This window comes from Pseudonocardia lacus (genome assembly GCF_018531445.1).
GTDB classification, from domain to species: Bacteria; Actinomycetota; Actinomycetes; order Mycobacteriales; family Pseudonocardiaceae; genus Pseudonocardia; species Pseudonocardia lacus.
On the sequence record NZ_JAHDTH010000029.1, the window covers coordinates 1 to 20430 of the forward strand.

Here is a 20430-nt window from a genome sequence, read left to right on the forward strand (position 1 = left end):
ACCGGCGAGTCGCAACGCCGAAAGGCGCTACCGGGCTGGTTGCACGAGTACAACCATCACCGGCCCCACACCGCCATCGGACGGGTCCCGCCTATCACCAGGTTGACCAACCTGTCCGGTCAGTACAGCTAGCGCTCGCTGATCCCCGCCCGGTGCGCGTAAGCCGCCGCCTGGGTGCGGTTGGCGCAGGCCGTCTTGCGCAGGATCGCCCGCACGTGGTTCGCCACCGTGTTCCGGCTGATGTGCAGCCGCGCGCTGATCTCCTGGTTGGACAGCCCGGCCGACACCCAGCGCAGCACCTCGGCCTCCCGCGCCGACAACCCACCGGGCAGGGCCTCCGCGGCGGGTGGCACCGCCGGGCGGCCCGTCCGGCGTCGCCACCCCATGCCGATGGAGTCGGCGAGGTGTTCGGCGCGGCGCCGCAGGGCCGCCGCGGTGGAGTCGTCGCCGCGCCCGGCCAGCACCGCGGCGTGCTCGAACAGCACCTCGGCGGTCCACAGCGGGGAGCCGCTGCGCTCGGCCAGGGCGAGGGCGGCCGCGAAGGCGCGGTCGGCGGCGGCGGGGCGGCCGCAGAGTTCGTTGACCGCGCCCAGCAGGCGGTCGGCCGGGCCGAAGGACATGGTGAACGCCGCGGTCAGCGCGGTGCCGGTGTACCGCTCCAGCTCGCCGACCAGCCGGGCGGCGCACTCGCGGTCGCGGACGCTGACGCAGGTCTCGGCGAGGTAGGCCAGGCAGGCAGGCCACAGGGCGTCGCGCGGGACGGCGCCGAACCCATCGGTGGCGAGATCGGTGAGCAGCGCGGCCGCCTCGTCGAGCAGGCCCAGCTCGGCCGACAGGGCGGCCAGGCCCGGCCGCCACACCGGCGGCTGCGCCGCCGCGCCGTCGAGCAGCCGCAGCACCGGGGCGACCTCGGCGAGCCTGCCCTGCGCGCGCCGGATCGCGAACATCTGCACGCCGTGCACACCGGGGCCGAACGCGTCGAGCCCGTCGGCCGTCACGGCCACGCTGCGCGCCGCCAGCGCTTCCGCCCCGGCGAGGTCGCCCGCGGCCACGGCCAGCACGGCCTCGATGTCCAGCGACAGCGACTCGAAGACGGCGAACCGGCCGCGCTCGTTCGTCGCCCGCAGCTGAGCGAGCGCCGCGGCGGCCGCGCCCAGCTCACCCAGCGCGATGTGGGCGCGGCAGCGACAGGCCGAGCCGTAGGCGGCGTTCCACAGGTCGCCGCGCGCGGCGGCCAGCGCCTCGAGCTCCTCGGCGGGGGCGATGACCCGACGGGGGTCGGCGTGCACCGAGGTGATCACCGTCTGCAGGCCGACGAGCACGGCCTCGACGTCGCCGATCCGGCGCGCCCGCTCCAGGGCGACCTCGACGATGGCGCCGGCCTCGCCGCTGTTGCCGGAGTTGGCCAGCGCGCGCCCGAGCGCGGCCTGCAGCCGCACCCGCAGGGCCTCCGGGCCGTCCGCGGTGCGTTCGACCGCGGTGCGCAGCAGGTCGACGGCCGGTCCGCCGGGCAGGCCGGGGACCTGGGTGCCCTGCTCGAACTGCAGCGCCGCCTCGGCCGCCAGCACGGCGTCGCCCGTCGCGGTGGCCAGCGTGAACGCCTCCCGGCTGTGGGCGCGGCTCTCGGCGTAGGCGCCCGCGCGCAGCCGCACCACGGCCAGCTCCAGCAGCAGCTGGGCACGCCGCGACGGCGGTGGGCGCAGCGCCAGCACCGCCCGCAGGTGCGACACGGCCTCGTCGTAGGCCGCGGACCGGGTGGCCTGCGCGGCGGCGCGGTGCGCGTAGTGCACCGTCCGGTCGATGGGCGCCAGCGGCGCGGCGCTCACCAGGTGCCGGGCGAGGTCGGCGAGCACCGGGCGCCGGTCGAGCGCGTGCACCTCCTCCAGCGCGTCGGCGACGGCCAGGTGCAGGCCGCGCCTCTCGATCGGCCCCGTCTGTGCCTCCACCGTGTCGCGGACGATGGCGTGGGTGAACCGGTAGCGCAGCGTCGGCCCTTCGACGGGCTCCAGGAACCCCGCCGCGACCAGCTCACCCAGTGGGGCGTCGAGCCGCTGCGCCGGCGCGTCCAGCGCGCGGGCGACCACCTCCAGATCGACCCGCTGGCCGGCCACCGCGGCGACCTCCAGCGCGCGCCGCGCATCGGGGGTGAGCCGCAGCAGCCGCGCGGTGACGACCTCGCGGACGCCGTCCGGGACGACCCAGGCCCCGGCGGGGTCGTGCACCACCCACCGGGCGCCCACGGCGGCGACCGCGCCGGCGTCGACCAGGTGGCGCCACAGCTCACCGAGGTAGAAGGCGTTGCCGCCGCTGCCGGTGCGCAGCTCGCCGGCCAGCGCGCGCAGGTCGTCGTCGAGGGGGTGGCCGACCGCCTCGGCGACGAACCGCTCCACGGCGGTGCGGTCGAGCGCCTCCAGCCGCAGCCGGGTCACCCCGGCGTGGCGGCGCAGGTCGGCCAGGCCGGTGGCCAGCGACTCGGGCACCTCGTCGCCGGTGTCGCGGAAGGCGCCGATGACGAGCACCCCGCGCGGCAGCCCGGTGCGGACCAGGTGGCGCAGCAGCTCGACGGTCTGCGCGCCGGCCCAGTGCAGGTCGTCGAGCACGATCAGGGTGGGCCAGCGGTCGGCGGCCAGCGCGAGGGCGCGGCCGAACGCCTCGTGCAGGCGCAGCCGCTCGGCGCGCGGGTCGGTGCGCGGCGGGCGGTGCGCGGGCGCAGGTGGTTCGACGCCGGTCACCAGCTGGGCGAGGGGCGCGAGCCCGGCGACCCGGGCCGGGTCGTCGCTCCACCCGGGCCGGGCGGCCAGCACCTGCTGCACGGCCTCGACCCACGGCTGGTACGGCAGGGCGAGGTCGCCGTCGCAGCTGCCCAGCAGCACCGCGGCCCCGTCCGCGTGCGCCCCGCGCGCGAACTCGGCGGCCAGGCGGGTCTTGCCCGCCCCCGCCTCTCCCCCGACGAGCACCACGCCACCGGCTCCCGCGCACGCCCGCCGCCAGGCGTCCGCCAGCACCGCCACCGCCGCGGACCGCCCCACGAACGCCGTCCCGACCGCGGTCGCGAGCACCTGCGGGAACACCGGCCCGGCAGCGCCGCGCCGGCTGACCTCCCAGCCGCCGCCCAGCTCGTCGAAGCGCAGGTCGGCGCGCGGGCCGACCAGCAGCCGCACCCGGTCGCAGACCAGCACCTGCCCGACGGCCGCGGCGTCGAGCAGGGCGTCGGCGGCGGCCGGGTCGACGGCGATCCCGACCCGCACCGGCACCCGGCGACCCACCAGCTCCACCGCCGCGAGCACCGCGGGCGCGGCCGCGTCGAACTCGGCGGTCACCGCAGCGGCGCCGGCGGCCAGCACCCGCCCGCCGTGTCGCCGGAGGGTCTGCGGGACGAGGGCGGGCACGACGGCGGGCATGGCGGCGGCCGCGGCGTCGGGCGGGCCGGCGTCGATGCGCAGGATCGTCAGCGGGGTCGGCACGACTCCTCTCCCCGGTAGTCAGATGTGACCATACGAGTGAGCGCAACGCCCCCCGCCCCGATACACCGGAACAGCGCGAACAGGTCATGACACGGCCGCCCGCCGTCCCTACCGTTGGCGGCGGCAACGGGGCGGGAGGAGACCGTCGTGGGGCTCTACCTCATCGAACGGCACTTCGCCGAGCAGCTCGATCCCGACGAGCTGGACGTCGAGGGCATCGCGCTCGTCAACGACGAGATCGGCGTGCGCTGGGTGTACTCCTTCCTGTCCGCCGACCGCAAGAAGTCCTACTGCCTCTACGAGGCGCCGAGCGCCGCGGCGATCCGCGAGGCGGCGGCCCGGTCCGGGATCCCGGCCGACGTCGTCGTGCCCGTCGAGCAGTACGTCCCGCCGGACGTCGCGCGGTGAACGCCGCACCATCCGCCCGGTCGCCACCGCGACCGGCCGATCTGGAGACCCGCCATGACCACGACCGACCTCGGCGCGCGCAGCGCCGCCACCGTCCTACCCGACGACCTGCTCGCCCGCATCGACGAGCGCGCGCCCGCCTACGACCGCGACAACCGCTTCTTCGACGAGGACTTCGCCGAGCTGCGCGCCAGCGGCCTGCTCGACGTCGCCATGCCCGTCGAGTACGGCGGCGCCGGCGCGAAGCTCGACGAGTACTCGCGCCTGGTGCGCCGCCTTGCCTACCGCGCGCCGGCCACCGCGCTCGCGCTCAACATGCACGTCTACTGGACCGGCGTCGCCGCCGAGCTGCTGCGTGCCGGCGACGACTCCTGCCGGCCGATCCTGGAACGCGTGCGGCAGGGCGAGATCCTCGCGGCCCTGCACGGGGAGCGCGGCAACGACATGCCGCTGCTGCTGTCGACCGCGTCGGCCAGGCGCGTCGACGGCGGCTGGTCGATCACCGGCCGCAAGATCTTCGGCAGCCTGGCCCCGGTCTGGACGCTGGGCGGGTTCCACGCGATGGACGCCTCCGACCCGGACAACCCGCAGATCGTGCACGGGTTCGTGGTCCGGGACGCGCCCGGGGTGGAGGTCGTGGACACCTGGGACACCCTGGGCATGCGCGCGACCCAGAGCCAGGACACGGTGCTCACCGACGCGTTCGCCCCCGACGAGCTCATCGTCAAGGTGTGCCCGGCCGGCTTCGCCGGGGCCGGGCCGTTCCACGTGAGCATCTTCGCGTGGGCGCTGCTCGGCTTCGCCTCGATCTACCTCGCGGCCGCGAAGCGGGCGTTCGACCTGGCGGTGGAGTCGGCGGGACGGCGCACGTCGATCGCGCTGAGCGGCTCGATGGCCCACCACCCGGGCGTCCAGCACCAGATCGCCGACATGCGCATGGCCTACGACGCCGCGGAGGCGCTGCTGGAGCGCACCGTCGCCGACTGGACGGCGGGCGTCGAGCACCCGGACTGGCCGGTCCGGCTGGTCGGCACCCGGTTCACCGTGATCAACCACGCCTTCGACATCGTCGACCGCGCCCTCGACGTCAGCGGCGGCGGCGGCGCGTTCCGCCGCAGCCGCCTCGAGCAGCTCTTCCGCGACATCCGGATGGGCCGCTTCCACCCCGGCAACACGCTGCTCGCGCACGAGTTGATCGGCAAGCTCTGCCTGGGGATCGACCCGGACGCCACACCCCGCTGGGGCTGAGCGGGGCTCGTCCCGTCCCCGCGGTCAGGGGGCGCCGCTGTCGAGCACCACCTCGGCAAGCCGGGCCGGCCCGGGCACCGCGGCGCGGACCGCCCGGGCGTCGGCCGGGTCGAGTGCGTCGAGCGCCCGCTCGATCGACCGGGCCCAGGCCCGCTCCAGCAGCCCGCGGTGCTCCAGCGCTCGCGCTGGGGCGCAGCAGGCCGCGGCGGGTGAGCGCGCGAACCGTGGTGCTCACGTTGCTCGTCTGCAGCCGCAGGGCCCGGGCGACTGGTCGCCCGCGTGCCCGCGCGCACCCAACTGGTCGCCGGCATCTCGACGCTGGCCGTGCTCGCCGTGGCGTTCCTCGTGGTCGTCGGGCTGGGGGCGCCGCGCTGGCCGGTGCTGGTCGTGCTGTTCCTGGCCCTGTGCAGCCTCGGTTTCGTGCTGGGCAACGGGGCCGCCCTGGCCTCGGCCTCACCAGCTCTCCCCAGCTCTTCGCAGGGTCTCCGTGGTCTTCGCAGGGTCCACCGCACCTGCGAAGACCACGCCGCCCCTGCGAAGACGACCCGAGCCGGGCGTGACGGGCCCGGGCTACTCGAACACCCCGTAGCCGGGCACCGCGTGCGCGCGGACCGCGTCCATGTCCAGTTCGACGCCGACCCCGGGACCGTCCGGCACCGTGATGTAGCCGTCCTTGACGATCGAGCCGCTGCCGTCGGGCGCGACCACGTAGCTGTCCCACACCTCGCGCTCCTCCAGGGCGTGCCACTCCTGGACGTAGAAGTTCGGGATCGCGGCGCACTGGTGCGAGGCCGCCATCGTGCCGAGCGGGGTGGAGACCAGGTGCGGCGCGAACGGTACGTAGTGCATCTCGGCCAGGTTGGCGATGCGCTTGGCCTCGGCCAGCCCGCCGCACTTGGGGATGTCGGGCTCGATGACGTCGACGGCCCCGGCCTCGAGCATGCGCTGGAAGCCCCAGCGCAGGTACTGGTTCTCCCCCGCGCAGATCGGCGTGCGCGTCTGCGACCGGACCCGCACCAGCGCGTCGACGTTCTCCGCCGGCAGCGGCTCCTCCAGCCACATCAGGTCGAAGTCCTCCAGCGCCCAGGCGATGCGGCAGGCGCTGGGCACGTCGTAGCGGGCGTGCAGGTCGATCGCCAGGTCGACGTTCGGCCCGATCGCCTCGCGGACGGCGGCCACGCGGTCGACCATGGTCTTGAGCTCGGCGCCGTTGACCGTGTGGTTGAAGGCGTCGAACTTGGCCGCGTGGTGCACGTCGTCGATGTCGAACTTGAGCGCGGTGAACCCGGCCTCCACCATCCGCTGGGCGCGGTCGACGCAGCCCGACACCGAGCCGGCCGGGTCGTCGCCGTCGCCGCAGTCGGCGTAGAGCCGGATGCGGTCGCGGTACTTGCCGCCCAGCATCCGGTAGATCGGCTGGCCGGCGGCCTTGCCGGCGACGTCCCACAGAGCCAGCTCGATCCCGCTCAGGGCGATGACGAACACGCCGGCCTGCGGGCCCGCGAAGACCTTGCGCCTGCGCAGCTTCTCCCAGACGCGCTCGACGTTGCGCGGGTCCTCGCCGATCAGCTCGTCGCGCAGGAACCCGATCATTCCGACGACCGCGCCCGCGCCCGCGTCCGGATTGGCCTCGCCGAAGCCGCTGAGGCCCTCGTCGGTGTCGATCCTGACGAGCGTCGCCTGGCCGTGGTACGCGACCACCGCGGTCTTCACATCGACGATCCGCACGTCCACTCCTCCGTCGGCAGTGACCGCTCACCGAGTGGGGCTGGTCACGTTTGCCAACTTGTCCGATAAGCTGATGAGGTGCCCAGCAGACAAGCATCCGAGGGTGCTGTCAAGGTCCGGACGCTCCCGGTGCAGGTCGCCGCGCGGCTGACCCGGCGGATCGTCGCCGGGGAGTTCCCCGACGGCCGCGCGCCGTCCGAGCTGGAGATCTGCCAGGAGTTCGGGGTGTCCCGGGTGGTGGCCCGGGAGACGATCAAGATCCTCGCCTCGCTCGACATCGTCGACGTGGCGCAGGGCCGCCGCGTCGTCGTGCGCCCGCGCGACGAGTGGGACTACCTGAGCCCGCAACTGCTGGAGTGGCTGCCCGACGAGCTCGTCGAGGAACTCCTGCGCGAGCTGCACGGGATGCGGATGCTGCTCGAACCCGAGCTCGCGGCGATGGCGGCCGCCAGCGTCACCGACGAGGCGCTCGCCCGCATGCGGGAGTCGCTCGACCGGATGGCGCTGCTGCAGGACGACCCGGGCCTCTACCTCGAGGTCGACCAGGAGTTCCACATGGAGATCTGCCGGGCCGCGGACAACCGCATCCTCGACCGGATCATGCACTCGGCGCGCTGGCTGGGCACCGCGAGCCGGCGCATCACCAGCGCGGAGCCGGCCGGTCTCCGCCGGGCCACCGCCGACCACGCCCGCATCCACGCCGCGCTGCAGGCCCGCGACCCCGCCGCCGCCCGCGCGGCGATGCGGTTCCACCTGCGCGACAACTACACCGCGTTGACCGGGCGGGAGCACCCCGAGGCACCCGCCCCGCAGTAGACCGCACGGCGCAGCGAACCCGACGACGAGGACGGGCAAGGCATGGCACAGGCAAGGTCGAAATCGATATCGGCACCGGCCGCACCGCTCCCCGAACGCGGCCGTGCCCCACCCCCGGGTCGCGGCTGATCGATCCGAGTCCTCCCAGCACGTAGCGCACGAGGCGACGCTCTCTCCGGCAAGGGGGCCGCAGACCGTCGCCGCCCCGGTTCCCCGGCACCGGGTCCGTCCTCGTACCACCGGAGGAGGCCATCGCCTCCCGGCCCCCGCTCAGAGACAGCACGCGCCCGCAGGGTCGGGTGCGGGAGGAGCGGTCATGGTTGAGTCCCCGGTCTGGTCCCGGCGCAAGTTCCTCGGCGCGAGCGCCACCGCCATGGGTGCCCTGGGCCTGAGTGCGTGCGGCGGCGCGAGCCAGCCCGCCGCGCCGCAGGTCCAGGTCGAGGTGCCGCAGTCGGTCATCGACGCCGCGGCGCCGTTCCGCGGGCAGCAGGTGCGGATGCTGTCCCAGAAGCTCTACTCCGAGGCCGCCAACGCGGCGCTCGACCGGTCGGTCCAGAAGTTCGCCGAGGCCACCGGCACCACCATCGAGAACAGCCTGGTCCAGGCCGACGCGGGCGACATGGTCGCCAAGATCGACGCCGAGGTGAAGGCGGGTACCGCCCGCGACCTGGCCTTCGCCACCGACAGCCGGTTCGTCGCCCAGTTCTTCAACCTCGGCATCCTCACCGACCTCACCGACGTCGTCACCGAACTCACCGCCGAGTTCGGCGAGCCCACCGCGGAGTCGAAGAACTACTGCGTCTTCGACGGCAAGTGGTTCGCGATCCCCTACCACTTCATCGGGGTCGGGTCGTTCGCGCGCAAGGACTGGATGCAGGAGAAGGGCATCGCGCTCAAGGACTTCTACACCTGGGAGGAGATGCGCGACATCGCCCTGGAGATCTCCGACCCGGCCCAGCGCCGCTTCGGCTGGGGCATGACGATCAACCGCTCCGGCGACGCCAACGGCATGATCGAATCGATCATCAACGGTTACGGCGGCGCGCTGACCTCGAACGACGGCACCAAGGTCACCTTCAACACCCCCGAGACCGTCGAGGCGGTGACGTTCCTGGGCGACATCTACACCAACCCGAAGTACAAGCCGATGCTCCCGCCCGGGATCGAGAGCTGGACCGACTCCAGCAACAACGAGAACTGGCTGGCCGGCATCCTCGGCTACACCCGCAACCAGTACAGCGTCTACGCCGACTCCAAGTCCAAGGGCAACCCGGTCTACGAGCAGACCCACCCCTTCATCGACTGCATCGGGCCGGCCACCGACCAGCCGCTGCTGTTCGGCCAGTCCCAGGCGTTCGTGGTCTTCAAGGGGGTGGCCAACCCCGAGCTGGCCAAGGTCCTGGCCAAGTACCTGGTCAGCGGCACCCCGCTGCTGGGGATCGCCAAGGAGGCCACCGGCCTGGCGATGCCGGCGTGGCAGAAGGTGTGGGACTCCGACCCCTTCTACACCAGCGGTGACCCGGCCTTCCCGGCCCTGCGCAAGATCACCGAGGCGCCGCTGCCGCTGACCACCAAGACCGGCAACGCGTTCCCCCAGGCGCCCAGCCCCGGCGCCCAGGCCGCCGTCGCGGCCTACCTGCTGACCGACATGATGCAGCAGGTCGTGCAGGGCACCCCGGCCGCGGCGGCGGTGGCCGAGGCGCACACCCGGATGGTGGATATCTTCGAGCAGCAGGGCGTCCCGCAGTGACGACCCTGCAGAAGCGTCCGGCCCCGGCGGCCGCCGGGCCGCCGGGCGCCGGCTCGCTCACCCGCACCCAGCGGACGCTCGGTCGGGACTGGCGCATGGCGGCGGTCTTCATGGCCCCGACGGTGCTGCTGATCGCCGGGCTCATCCTGGTCCCGATCATCGACTCGGTGATCACCAGCACCACCGAGCGGCACGGCGCCGAGACGGTGTTCGTCGGGCTGGACAACTACACCGCGTTGGTCGACGACCGCCAGTTCCACACCGGCGTGGTCAACTCGTTCGTCTTCACCGCCTACGCCGAGGTCTTCAAGGTGGTGCTGGGGCTGATCGCGGCCCTGATGCTGCACCACATGAAGCGCGGCCGGGCGGTGCTGGCCGGCATCCTGCTGCTGCCCTGGGTCGTGCCCACGGTGGTCACCGCGTTCAGCTGGCGGTCGCTGTTCGACCCGATCTTCGGCAGCGTCAACACCCTGCTCACCGCGTCCGGGATCGGCCCGCTGCTGGCCGACGCGCGGCTGGTGGACACCTGGCCGGCCGGTTGGCTGTCCGACGCGTCGCTGGCCATGCCGTCGGTCATCCTGGTCAACGTCTGGAAGGGCATCCCGTTCTTCACGGTGACGTTCCTGGCCGGGCTCAAGGCCATCGACTCCGGCCTGCACGAGGCGGCGATGGTCGACGGCGCCTCGCCGTGGCAGCGGTTCGTGCACGTGACGCTGCCCGGGCTGCGCTACGTCATGATCGTGACGGTGCTGCTGTCGTCCATCTGGACGTTCAACAACTTCGACCTGATCTGGCTGATGACCCAGGGCGGGCCCGGCGACGCCACCGCGCCCTACGTGATGGTCGCCTACTCCAAGGCGATCGCGCAGTTGCAGTTCGGCGCGGGCGCGGCGGTCACCCTGGTGATGGTGCCGGTCATCGCGGTGCTGGTGGTGATCCTGGTGCGGATGATGCGCAGCGGCGACACCCCCACCGCGGAAGTGCTCGGCTCCGGGGGGCGCCGCCCCCTGCTGAACCGGGCCCAGCGCCGCATCCTGCTGTGGGTCGCCGCCGCGGCGTTCACCGCGCTGCTGGCCTGGTCGTCGCCGCACATCTTCTGGAAGGCCGGGGTCGTGCTGGGCGCCTGCGTCCTGGTCGCCGCGCTGGTCGGGCGGCTGATCTCCACGCTGGCCGCCCGCGGGCGGGTGCGGGCCGCGCGCACAACGACCGGCGTCGGGTCGGGCTTCGCGCTGTTCCTGCTGCTCGGCTTCGTGCTCGGGCCGCTGTACTGGATCTTCGTCACGGCGTTCAAGTCCGACACCCAGATCACCATGCGCAGCAGCGACCTGTGGCCCACGCCGTGGAGCATGGACCAGTTCACCAAGCTGTTCACCAGCCAGGCGTTCGGCACCTGGTACCTCAACACGATCCTGGTGTCGGTCGCCTCCACGATCATCGCGCTGATCTGCTCGGCGCTGGCCGGTTACGCGCTGGCGAGGCTGCGCTTCCGCGGGTCGCAGTCGTTCACCGTCACCGTGCTGCTCACCTACGTGATGCCGGGCGCGCTGCTGTTCATCCCGCTCTACCAGATCATGAGCGGCTTCCGGCTGACCGACTCGCTGTGGTCGCTGGTGGTGGCCTACCCGACGTTCACGCTGCCGTTCGCGACCTGGCTGCTGGTCGGGTACTTCAAGTCGATCCCCATCGACCTGGAGGAGGCCGCGCTCGTCGACGGCTGCACCCGGCTGCAGGCGTTCCGCCGGGTCGTGCTGCCGCTGGCCAAGCCGGGGCTGCTGGCGGTCGCGCTGTTCACCCTCACCAACGCGTGGAACGAGTTCCTGTTCGCCTTCGTGTTCATCACCAAGGACGAGTACAAGACGCTCCCGGTCGGCATGCAGTCGATGATCTTCGGCGACGTGGTGCCGCAGGGCCAACTGGCGGCGGCGTCGCTGCTGATCAGCATCCCGGTGGTGCTGATGTACGCGTTCGGGCAGCGGTTCCTCACCGAGGGGCTCACCGCCGGGGCGGTCAAGGGATGACGAGAGGAAGCCACGCAGTGAGCGAGCGTGCGAGCGAACCGTCCGGCACCGTCGAGTCCGTCCTCACCGAGGAGCACGTCAGCACCGCCTCGCGGCCGAGCGCCCTGCGCATCACCGACCTGCGGGTGGCCAACCTGCACGGGGTCCCGTTCCGCTCGTCGATCATCCGGCTGGACACCAACCAGGGCCTGGTCGGCTACGGCGAGGTGCGCGACCAGGCCAGCGCGACCTACGCGCTGATGCTCAAGAGCCGGCTGGTCGGCGAGAACCCGTGCAACGTCGACAAGATCTTCCGCAAGATCAAGCAGTTCGGCCACCACGCCCGCCAGGGCGGCGGCGTCTCCGGGGTGGAGATGGCGCTGATGGACCTGGCCGGCAAGGCCTACGGCGTGCCGGCGTACGCGCTGGTCGGCGGGCGGTTCCGGGACACCGTGCGGTGCTACGCCGACACCCCGTCGCTGCTCGACCCGCGCGAGATGGGCGAGCGGCTGCTCGAACGCAAGCGGCGCGGCTTCACGATGCTCAAGATGGACGTCGGGGTGAACCTGCTGTGGGACGTGCCGGGCGCGCTGATCGCCCCGGCCGGCGCCCGCGAGGACAGCTCCACGATGCACCCGTTCTCCGGCATCCAGGTCACCGCGAAGGGCGTCGACCACCTCGCCGCCTACGTGGAGACCGTCCGCTCGGTCGTCGGCTACGACGTGGCGCTGGCCGCCGACCACTTCGGGCACATCGCGCTGGACTCGTGCATCCGGATCGGGCGGGCGCTGGAGCCGTTCACGCTGGCCTGGGTCGAGGACATGATCCCGTGGCAGTTCACCGACCAGTGGCGCCAGCTGACCGAGGCCATCGCGGTGCCGACGTGCACCGGCGAGGACATCTACCTCACCGAGGGCTTCAAGCCGCTGCTCGACGCGGGGGCGATCCGGGTCGTGCACCCCGACCCGGCCACCTCCGGCGGGATCACCGAGACCAAGCGGCTGGGCGATTACGCGCAGGAGCGCGGGGTCGCGATGGCCCTGCACCTGGCGGCGTCGCCGATCGCGACGATGGCGTGCGTGCACCTGGCCGCGGCGACGGAGAACTTCCTCGCACTGGAGCACCACGCCGCCGACGTGGACTTCTGGTCGGACCTGGTCACCGACCTGCCCCGGCCGCTCATCCGGGACGGCTCCATCACCGTCCCGGAGACCCCGGGCCTGGGCTTCGGCGACATCAACGAGGAGCTGTTCCGCCGCCAGCTCGACCCCCGCGCGCCGGAGTTCTTCGCCGACACCGGCCACTGGGACGGCGAGGCCAGCCACGACCGGTTGTGGAGCTGACGCGGTGCGCATCGTGATCACCGGCGCGGCGGGCGGGCTCGGCCGCCGCGTCGTCGAGCGGGCGGTGCGGGCCGGGCACGAGGTGATCGCCGTCGACCTCGCCGTCCCGGACCGCGCCGCGGCCGTCGAGTGGCGCACGGCCGACCTGACCGACCTCGGCCAGGTGCGGACCGCACTGGAGGGCGCGCAGGGCCTCGTGCACCTGGGGGCGCTCACCCACCCCCGGCACCCGGAGCCCGACGTCTTCCGGACCAACGTCGACGGCACCCACCACGTGCTGGTGGCCGCCGAGGAGCACGGGATCGAGGCGGTCTGCCTGGCCTCCAGCGTCAACGCGATCGGCGGCGTGTTCAGCGCCGCCGCGCGCTACGACCAGTTCCCGGTGACCGAGGAGCACCCGACCTACTGCGAGGACTCCTACAGCCTGTCCAAGTGGATCCTCGAGCAGGAGTCCGCGGCGTGCGCCCGGCGCCGGCCGGAGGCGGCGTTCACGGCGCTGCGCCTGCACGCGCTGCGCGAGGACCACGCGCACGCGCGGGCCACGATGAACGAGCTGCACGGCGTCAGCCAGCTGTGGGGGTGGACGTCGTTCGACTCGGCCGCGGCGGCGTGCCTGCTCGCCCTGCACCGCAGCACCCCGGGGCACGCGGTCTGCCACGTCGTGGCCGCACGGACCACCAGCGAAACCCCGTCGGTCGAGCTGGCGCGCCGCTGGTACCCCGACGTCCCGGTCGAGCGGGCGCTGACCGGGTGCACCGGGTTCTACGCGACCGACGCCGCGAAGGACGTCCTCGGCTGGGACGCCTGCGACGAGCACCCGGCGCTCTCCCCCGCGGAGAGCGCCGGGTGACGGCCCGCGCGGCCGGGTCGCGCGCTAGCCGCGCCGGGCCCGCTCCCACTCCTCGTACTCGGGGCGGGCCTCGTCGGACAGCGGGTAGTAGAGGCGCATGTCCCCGCCCTCCGCCAGGCGCTCGCGGGAGAACACCTCCCACGCCGCGTGCTCGCTCGCCTTCGCCAGCAGCGCCTCCGCGAGCCCGATCGGCACCACGACCGCGCCGTCGTCGTCGGCCACGATGATGTCGCCGGGCTCCACCACCGTCCCCCCGCAGGCGATGGGGACGTTCACCGCGTGCGGGACGATATCGGTCTGCGTGTGGAAATTCGGCGTCGCGCCGCGCAGCCACAGCCCGATGCCCAATTTCTTCACCTCGCCGAAATCGCGCACGCAGCCGTCGATGACCACCCCGGCCCCACCGCGGCCCATGAAATAGGTCATCATCATCTCGCCGAACACTCCGCTGGCCATGTCGGCCCGCGCGTCCACGACGACCACGTCGCCGGGCTTGGTGTGGTAGAGCACGTGCCGGTGCAGTTGCCGCTCCGGGTCGGCGTACTCGTCGACGTCGTACAGGTCCTCCCGCTTGGGCATGAACTGCAAGGTCAAGGCCGGTCCGGCGATCGTCTTGCCGGGGCTGAAGGAGACCGGCCCCTGGATGTGGGCGTTGCGCACGCCCAGCCGGCTGAGCTCGCTGCTCGCCGTCGCGCTGCCGACCGCGGCCAACCCGGCGACCAGGTCGGCCGGTGGCCTGACGATGTCGGGCGCCTCGATACCGGCATTCTGTCGCTGCATTGCGCACACCTTTCCGCAGACCGTCGATCCCGTTGCGGAAAGAGCGTAACCCGCGAATTGCGCCGGCGGTGGAAAGTGAGGGCCGGCACGTCGTCCCCCACGCCGAGCTCGCCGCGGCCGCCCGGGTCGCGCTCGACACCGGCCGAGCCGGTGAGTCGACGCCGTGGACCGGGCGTGGTTCCCGATCACGTAGACACGCCGCCGGTCCGGGGGGTATTGAGGACACCATGGAGTCCACGGCGGACGGCCCGGCGCCCCGATGACCGGGCCGCTGGCCGGGATCCGGGTGCTCGACCTGAGCCGGGTCGTGATGGGGCCGCTGGCCACCCAGGTCCTCGGCGACCAGGGCGCCGACGTGATCATGATGGAGGCGAAGGGCGGCGACACGAACCGGGTGATGGGTCCCGGCCCGCACCCGCAGCTGTCCGGCGTCGCGCTCAACATGCTGCGCAACAAGCGCTCGGTCGACGTCGACCTCACCACCGCGCGGGGCAGGGCGGTCGTGCACGACGTGCTGCGCACCTGCGACGTCGTGGTCGCCACCATGCGGCCGCAGGCGCTGGAGCGGCTCGGCCTGGACTACGCGGCGGTGCGGGCGATCCGGCCCGACGTCGTCTACTGCCAGGGCCAGGGCTACCCGCTGGCCTCCGAGCGCGCGCACGAACCCGCCTACGACGACATCATCCAGGCCGCGACCGGCGTCTCCGACGTGCTCGCCCGGGTCTCGGGGACCGCGGGGCTCTTCCCGACGATCTTCGCGGACAAGGTCTGCGGGCTGGTGATGGCCCAGGCCGTGACCGCCGCCCTGGTGCACCGCGAGCGGACCGGGCAGGGCCAGCACGTCGAGGTGGCGATGGTGCAGGCGATGTCGGCGTTCATGCTGGCCGAGCACGGCAGCGGGGCGATCCCGGAGCCGCCGGTGTCCGCGCCCGGCCGGCCCGCCGCCGGCTACCCGCGCATCCTCAGCCCGGAGCGCCGCCCGCACCCCACGCTCGACGGGCTCGTGCACATCTTCCCGTACCGCCCGGTGCACTACGCCGCGCTCTTCGCCGCCGCCGGCCGGGAGGGCGCCGCGGACGACCCCCGCTACGTCGACCAGCGCGCCACCATCGCCAACGCCGAGTCGCTCTACCGCGACGTCCGGGCCGTCTGCGCCACCCGCACCACGCAGGACTGGCTCGACTTCTGCCACGCGGCCGGCATCCCGGCCACCCGCGTCGCCTCGCTGCAGGACCTGGTGGACGAGCTGCCGCTGGCCGAGCACCCGGTGACCGGCCCGTACCGGGTGATCCCGCCGATGGCGAACTTCTCGGCGACGCCCGCCTCGGTGCGCCGGCCGGCGCCGCTGATCGGGGAGCACACCGCCGAGGTGATCGCGGAAGTCGCGCGGGACAGGGCGCGCGACCCGTCCGACCCCGACCCCCGGCTGGAGGCAGCCCCGTGACCGACGTGACCGTCGAGCGCCGCGACCACACCGCGGTCGTCACCATCCACCGGCCACCGGCCAACTACTTCGACTTCGCGCTCATCCACGACCTCGCCGACGCCTTCGAGGCCCTCGACGACGGCGACTGCCGGGCGGCCGTGCTCACCTCGGAGGGCAAGCACTTCTGCGCCGGCGCGGACTTCGGCGGGGGCGGCGCGCCGAGCGAGCGGGTGGACAGCTCGCGCCGGCTGTACCGGGAGGCCGTGCGGCTGTTCCGGGTGGCGGTCCCGGTGATCGCCGCGGTGCACGGGGCCGCGGTCGGCGGCGGGCTGGGGCTGGCCTGCGCGGCCGACTTCCGGGTCACCGTGGCCGGCGCGCGGTTCCACGCCAACTTCGCCGCGCTGGGCTTCCACCAGGGCTTCGGGCTCAGCGCCACGCTCCCCCGGCTGGTCGGCCCCCAGCGAGCGGCGGAGCTGCTCTACACCGCCCGCAAGCTCGACGGCGCGCAGGCCGTCGCACTGGGCCTGGCCGACCGGCTCGCCGACGGGGCCGACCCGCTGCCGGCCGCGCTCGCGTTCGCCGACGAGATCGCCGCGTCGGCGCCGCTGACCGTCCGGTCGATGAAGCAGACCCTGCGCGCCGGCCTGGCCGACGAGGTCGCCGCGGCGACCGAGCGCGAGCTGGCCGAGCAGACCCGGCTGTGGGCCACCGAGGACTGCGCGATCGGTGTCGCGGCGAACCTGGCCCGCGAGGTGCCGGTGTTCGTCGGGCGCTGAGCGGGCCGCGACCGCTACGCGGCCACCGGTGGGCCCAGCCCGACGACGCACCGCGTGTGGGCGGCGACGAGATCGCCGGCCTCCCAGCTGTGGAACGCCGTGTCCGCGGCGCGCCGGCCGCAGAGGGCGCAGGTCCCGGCGTCGCGGTCGATCACCTCGCGGCGGAGGGCGGTCCACCCACCCGTCTCGTCGGCGACCGACGCGGCCCAGGCGGTGGTGAGCGGGGTGTCGAGCAGCGTGGTCATGGGGGTTCACCTCGTGGTCGGATCGGCGGTGTGCGACGAGTGTGGTCGCCGCCACTGCAGTGGGGACTCGACGTCGAGGTGGTGTTCATCGGTCCCGGGGTACCGGCTTTTGTCACCAGACGGTCAGGTCGCGCGGGGGCGGCGGGTACGGTCGGCCCTCCGCCGAGGGGAGGAACGTCGTGCCCGCCTGGATCTGCGTGCGCTGCGGCGTGCAGTCCCCCGACACGCCCCGCCCGCCCGACGGCTGCCCCGTCTGCGCCGACGAGCGGGAGGCCCTGCTCGACGGGGGCCAGCGGTGGACCACCGCCGACGAGCTCGCGGCCGATCACGTGACGGAGTTGCGCGAGGAGGAGCCGGACCTGGTCGGCGTCGGCGTCGCGCCGTCGTTCGGGATCGGCCAGCGGGCCCTGCTCGTCCGCACGCCGCAGGGCAACGTGCTGTGGGACTGCGTCCCGCTGCTCGACGACGCCGCCCGGACCACCATCGCCGGGTGGGGAGGCATCGCGGCGATCTGCCCCTCGCACCCGCACTTCTACGGCGCGTGCGTGGACGTCGCGGACGCGTTCGGTGCCCGGATCCTCATCGCCCGCGCCGACGCGGAGTGGGTCCAGCGGCCCTCCCCCCGCGTCGAGCTGTTCGACGACGAGATCGAGCCCGTCCCCGGGGTGACCGCGCTGAGCGTCGGTGGGCACTTCGACGGATCGGCGGTGCTGCACTGGGCCGGCGGCGCCGGAGGGCGCGGAGCGCTGCTCACCGGGGACACGATCATGGTCGTCGAGGACCGCGCCTGGGTGAGCTTCATGTGGAGCTACCCCAACCTGCTGCCGCTCGGCGCGCCCGACGTCGACCGGATCGCGCGGCGGGTCGCGCGGTTCGACTTCGCCAGGGTGTACGGCGGGTGGTGGGGCCACGTGGTCACCGACGCGGGCGCCGACGTGGTGGCGCGCTCGGCGCACCGCTACGTCGAGCGGCTGCACGGCCGCCGGCCCGGCCGGAGCGGAGCCTGAGCCAGGCCCCGATCCGGCCGTGACGTCGCGGACGGCCGCCTCAGCCGACGGTGATCACTGCGAGCGGGAACCGGCGGTCGGTCTTGGTCTCGTAGTCGGCGGCGTCGGGCCAGTACGCGCGCCACACCGCGTACAGCTCGTCCCAGTCGTCGTCGCGGCCCGGGCGCACGACCCGGTGGTCGGCCTTGAGCGTGTCCGCGCCCAGCTCGATCGTCACCGGGCCGTCGATCGCCTCCAGGTTGGCGATCCACTGCGGGTCCCGCGGGGCGCCGCCCGCGCTGCCGCACAGGATGTACGAGCCCTCGTGCGGCGCCGCGACCAGCGGGTTGACGTAGTCCTTCCCGGACTTGCGGCCCGGGGTGTGCAGCAGGAGGGTCGTCTTGCCCTCCCAGTGACCGCCGAGCACGCCGTCGTGCGCCCGGAAGTCCTCGATCACGGTGTCGTTGAAGGAAGCCACCCCGCGGACGCTAGTGGATCTCCGTCCGGTGGTCGTCGGCGCCCGCGCGCCGTCACCGCGTCACCCGGGCCAGCACCTCCTCCAGCGCGGCATCGGCGAGCGCGCGCATCTCCTCGTCCGTGCGGTCCTGGATGGGGTGCGGCACGAACACCGACGGCACCTCCCGGTAGCCCAGCGCCCGCGCCTGCGCGTCGGCCGCCTGGACGAACTCCGAGGAGGCGAGGAAGGCCGCCACAACGCCCCGGCCCTCGAGGGCGACGAAGTCGTGCACACTGCACGACGTGCACGAGCCTCAATCGGCGAGCGCCTCGATCACCACGTCGCACTCGGTGGTGATCTCGCGGCGCAGGTCGGGGGGCATCGGCTTGGTGAACGTCGGCTTGGCGTAGCGGCGCACCGTGATCCCGCGCTCGGCGAGCAGCTCGGCGAGCCGATCGAGGAAGACGTCGCCGCGGGGCTTGGCGATGTCGAGCAGGCCGACCCGCAGCCCGTCGAGCGAGGCCGGGCGTTCGATGGCCGTGCGCACGTCCGGGGAGGACTCGTCGGTCGGGTCCAGGATCACCAGCGACCCCGGTCCTCGCGTCCCGTTCACCGCCACGGCTCGACCTCCCTCGTCACCGGCGCGCTCCCGCCCGGTCCACCGGCCCAGCCGCCGATCACGGCCGAGAACATGCCGGCTCCGCCGCCGGCGTGCACGATCATCAACCCGCCGGGCCGGAACTTGGGCAGCGGTTGGTCGGACCCGCCCGGCGGGACGCCCTCGTCGATGCCGCCCGCGCCGCGGGTGATCTCGGCGCGGTCGAGCAGCAGCGCCTCGTCCAGCGCCGCCTCCAGCCGCGCCCGGTCCCACCCGGCATCGGCGAAGACCCTGGCGTGTTCCGGGCACACGACGAGCGTCGCGTCGAACCCGCGCACCAGCTTGGGGTGCACCACCCCGCGCAGGCCCAGCGCCAGCGAGCGGGCCAGCGACTCCGGCCGCCGCGAGATCTGGTCGACGACGCCGCGAGGCCCCTCGGCGGCGAACACGGTGACCGCCGAGCGGCCCGCCGGCACGCCGCGGCTCTGCGCGAGCGGCTCGAAGGGCGAGCCCTCCTCGTCCTCGGCGAAGCAGAACCCGACCTTGCCGGGGTTGCCCAGCGCGGCCCGGTCGACGCCCTGCGGGCGCCCGCCGCCGACGTTGCGGATCACCAGCTGCAGCGCCCGGCCGATCGTCGAGTTGGCCCGGTTGCCCTGGCCCAGCGCGTTGCCGGCCCAGTTCATCCCGATCTCGGCGCGAACGGGCCCGTTGACCACGATCGCCGGCCCGGCGGCCCAGGTGGTGGCCAGCAGGCCGTGGGCGTTGAACTCGTCGGTGCAGGCCGCCTCGACGGCGGCGAGCACGACGGGCAGGTACTCCGGGCGGCAGCCGGCCAGCACGGCGTTGATCGCCACCTTCTCCACGGTGGCCTCGACCAGGTTGGGCGGGACGACCGCCACCACCTCGTCGGGCTTGCGCGAGGTGCCGTCGAGCATGCGCAGCACCCGGGCCGGGGTGGGCGCCACGACCGGCAGCCCGTCGGAGAAGCCGCGGTCGAACAGCGCCTCCGCCTCGTCCTCCAGCGCGCTGATCTCCAGCCGGCGCGAGCGCAGCGACCCGCCGCGCGCGCGGACCAGCAGCTCGTCGGCCACGTCGGGGTCCAGCGTGCGCGATCCGCAACCGGGGCGGTGCTCGGGCAGGCCCTCGCCGAGGTCGGCGACGCCGGTCAGCTCGGTCCACTGCGCCCGGCTCCAGCCGACGACGCGGCCGGTCTCGACTCCCCCGGCGAACCGGACGAGCGTGGGCACGGTCTCGATGTCGAGCGCGAGGCTGGCGTCGAGCGCGGTGTCGTCGCGGCGGTCGGCGACGCCCGCGGGGAAGGCCGGGTCGTCCTGGGTGAACACCCGCAGCCCCGGCGCCCGGCTCAGGTCGGCCAGCACGGGCTCGACCAGCTGGCAGGTGGGGCAGTCGCGCTTGACCACGGCGACCAGGCCCTCGTCCAGCAGGTCCACCGCCGCCGCCCCCTCGCGTCGCTCCCTTCGACCGTATGCCAGCAGGCGACCCCTTCCAAGACCCGTGCGGTGATGGCGCGATCACGTCACACGTCCCCCGTCCGAGC

General features: G+C 73.8%; 18 protein-coding genes. 11 read left to right on the forward strand and 7 right to left on the reverse strand.

The window, feature by feature from the left end; genetic code table 11:
- Window positions 1-132 (forward strand): integrase core domain-containing protein (locus tag KIK08_RS08775; RefSeq protein WP_214402575.1); only part of this gene is annotated, 132 nt, incomplete at its 5' end.
- Here the strand turns inward: KIK08_RS08775 and KIK08_RS08780 are convergent.
- A complete protein-coding gene (locus KIK08_RS08780) occupies window positions 129-3464 on the reverse strand; it encodes a helix-turn-helix transcriptional regulator (protein WP_214402527.1) in 3336 nt (1111 codons plus the stop codon). The genes KIK08_RS08775 and KIK08_RS08780 overlap by 4 nt on opposite strands.
- 147 nt (window positions 3465-3611) lie before the next feature.
- Here KIK08_RS08780 and KIK08_RS08785 point away from each other — a divergent pair, with 147 nt between their 5' ends.
- Together KIK08_RS08785 and KIK08_RS08790 are read left to right on the forward strand one after the other, a co-directional pair.
- The gene (locus tag KIK08_RS08785) at window positions 3612-3872 is read left to right on the forward strand and encodes a nickel-binding protein (RefSeq protein ID WP_214402528.1); all 261 of its coding nucleotides are present in this window, start codon (window positions 3612-3614) and stop codon (window positions 3870-3872) included.
- 54 nt (window positions 3873-3926) lie between these two features.
- Window positions 3927-5120, forward strand: coding sequence for an acyl-CoA dehydrogenase family protein (locus tag KIK08_RS08790; protein ID WP_214402529.1), 1194 nt, complete (start codon window positions 3927-3929; stop codon window positions 5118-5120).
- A gap of 570 nt (window positions 5121-5690) precedes the next feature.
- Here the strand turns inward: KIK08_RS08790 and KIK08_RS39695 are convergent.
- Complete coding sequence (locus KIK08_RS39695) at window positions 5691-6848, reverse strand: mandelate racemase/muconate lactonizing enzyme family protein (protein ID WP_214402530.1); 1158 nt, start codon at window positions 6846-6848, stop codon at window positions 5691-5693.
- A 129-nt stretch (window positions 6849-6977) separates the two neighbouring features.
- Between KIK08_RS39695 and KIK08_RS41625 the strand changes: the two genes are divergently transcribed.
- The 5 genes from KIK08_RS41625 (at window position 6978) to KIK08_RS08820 (ending at window position 13604) form a co-directional block, all read left to right on the forward strand.
- Window positions 6978-7664, forward strand: a complete 687-nt coding sequence (locus KIK08_RS41625; RefSeq protein ID WP_214402531.1) for a FadR/GntR family transcriptional regulator — start codon at window positions 6978-6980, stop codon at window positions 7662-7664.
- Window positions 7665-7980: 316 nt separating this feature from the next.
- Window positions 7981-9414 carry an ABC transporter substrate-binding protein gene (locus tag KIK08_RS08805; protein ID WP_214402532.1) on the forward strand — a complete coding sequence of 478 codons (1434 nt, stop codon included), beginning with the start codon at window positions 7981-7983 and terminating at the stop codon, window positions 9412-9414.
- Window positions 9411-11432, forward strand: a complete 2022-nt coding sequence (locus KIK08_RS08810) for an ABC transporter permease (RefSeq protein ID WP_214402533.1) — start codon at window positions 9411-9413, stop codon at window positions 11430-11432. The genes KIK08_RS08805 and KIK08_RS08810 overlap by 4 nt, the downstream gene beginning before the upstream one ends.
- A gap of 17 nt (window positions 11433-11449) precedes the next feature.
- Window positions 11450-12754 (forward strand): mandelate racemase/muconate lactonizing enzyme family protein, encoded by a 1305-nt coding sequence (locus KIK08_RS08815; protein WP_308257507.1) that lies wholly within the window; start codon window positions 11450-11452, stop codon window positions 12752-12754.
- A 4-nt stretch (window positions 12755-12758) separates the two neighbouring features.
- The gene (locus KIK08_RS08820; protein ID WP_214402535.1) at window positions 12759-13604 is read left to right on the forward strand and encodes an NAD-dependent epimerase/dehydratase family protein; all 846 of its coding nucleotides are present in this window, start codon (window positions 12759-12761) and stop codon (window positions 13602-13604) included.
- A gap of 24 nt (window positions 13605-13628) precedes the next feature.
- On the opposite strand, the gene KIK08_RS08825 is transcribed toward KIK08_RS08820, so the two are convergent.
- Window positions 13629-14384 carry a ribonuclease activity regulator RraA gene (locus KIK08_RS08825; protein ID WP_214402536.1) on the reverse strand — a complete coding sequence of 252 codons (756 nt, stop codon included), beginning with the start codon at window positions 14382-14384 and terminating at the stop codon, window positions 13629-13631.
- 259 nt (window positions 14385-14643) lie between these two features.
- Between KIK08_RS08825 and KIK08_RS08830 the strand changes: the two genes are divergently transcribed.
- Entirely contained in the window at window positions 14644-15828 is a 1185-nt protein-coding gene (locus KIK08_RS08830) for a CaiB/BaiF CoA transferase family protein (RefSeq protein ID WP_214402537.1), read from the forward strand.
- Window positions 15825-16586, forward strand: coding sequence for an enoyl-CoA hydratase/isomerase family protein (locus tag KIK08_RS08835; RefSeq protein ID WP_214402538.1), 762 nt, complete (start codon window positions 15825-15827; stop codon window positions 16584-16586). The genes KIK08_RS08830 and KIK08_RS08835 overlap by 4 nt, the downstream gene beginning before the upstream one ends.
- 14 nt (window positions 16587-16600) lie before the next feature.
- Here the strand turns inward: KIK08_RS08835 and KIK08_RS08840 are convergent, their stop codons facing one another.
- A complete protein-coding gene (locus KIK08_RS08840) occupies window positions 16601-16831 on the reverse strand; it encodes an HNH endonuclease (protein ID WP_214402539.1) in 231 nt (76 codons plus the stop codon).
- A gap of 179 nt (window positions 16832-17010) precedes the next feature.
- On the opposite strand from KIK08_RS08840, the gene KIK08_RS08845 reads away from it, so the two are divergent.
- Window positions 17011-17838 (forward strand): MBL fold metallo-hydrolase, encoded by an 828-nt coding sequence (locus KIK08_RS08845; protein ID WP_214402540.1) that lies wholly within the window; start codon window positions 17011-17013, stop codon window positions 17836-17838.
- 40 nt (window positions 17839-17878) lie between these two features.
- Here the strand turns inward: KIK08_RS08845 and KIK08_RS08850 are convergent, their stop codons facing one another.
- The 3 genes from KIK08_RS08850 to KIK08_RS08865 are packed head-to-tail and all read right to left on the reverse strand — an operon-like array spanning window position 17879 to window position 20323.
- Window positions 17879-18295: a nitroreductase/quinone reductase family protein gene (locus KIK08_RS08850; protein WP_214402541.1), complete on the reverse strand. Its 417-nt coding sequence runs from the start codon at window positions 18293-18295 to the stop codon at window positions 17879-17881.
- A 52-nt stretch (window positions 18296-18347) separates the two neighbouring features.
- The gene (locus KIK08_RS41325) at window positions 18348-18860 is read right to left on the reverse strand and encodes a UGSC family (seleno)protein (protein ID WP_305849574.1); all 513 of its coding nucleotides are present in this window, start codon (window positions 18858-18860) and stop codon (window positions 18348-18350) included.
- Between the two features lie 23 nt (window positions 18861-18883).
- The gene (locus tag KIK08_RS08865) at window positions 18884-20323 is read right to left on the reverse strand and encodes a thioredoxin family protein (protein WP_214402544.1); all 1440 of its coding nucleotides are present in this window, start codon (window positions 20321-20323) and stop codon (window positions 18884-18886) included.
- Between the last annotated feature and the right edge of the window lie 107 nt (window positions 20324-20430).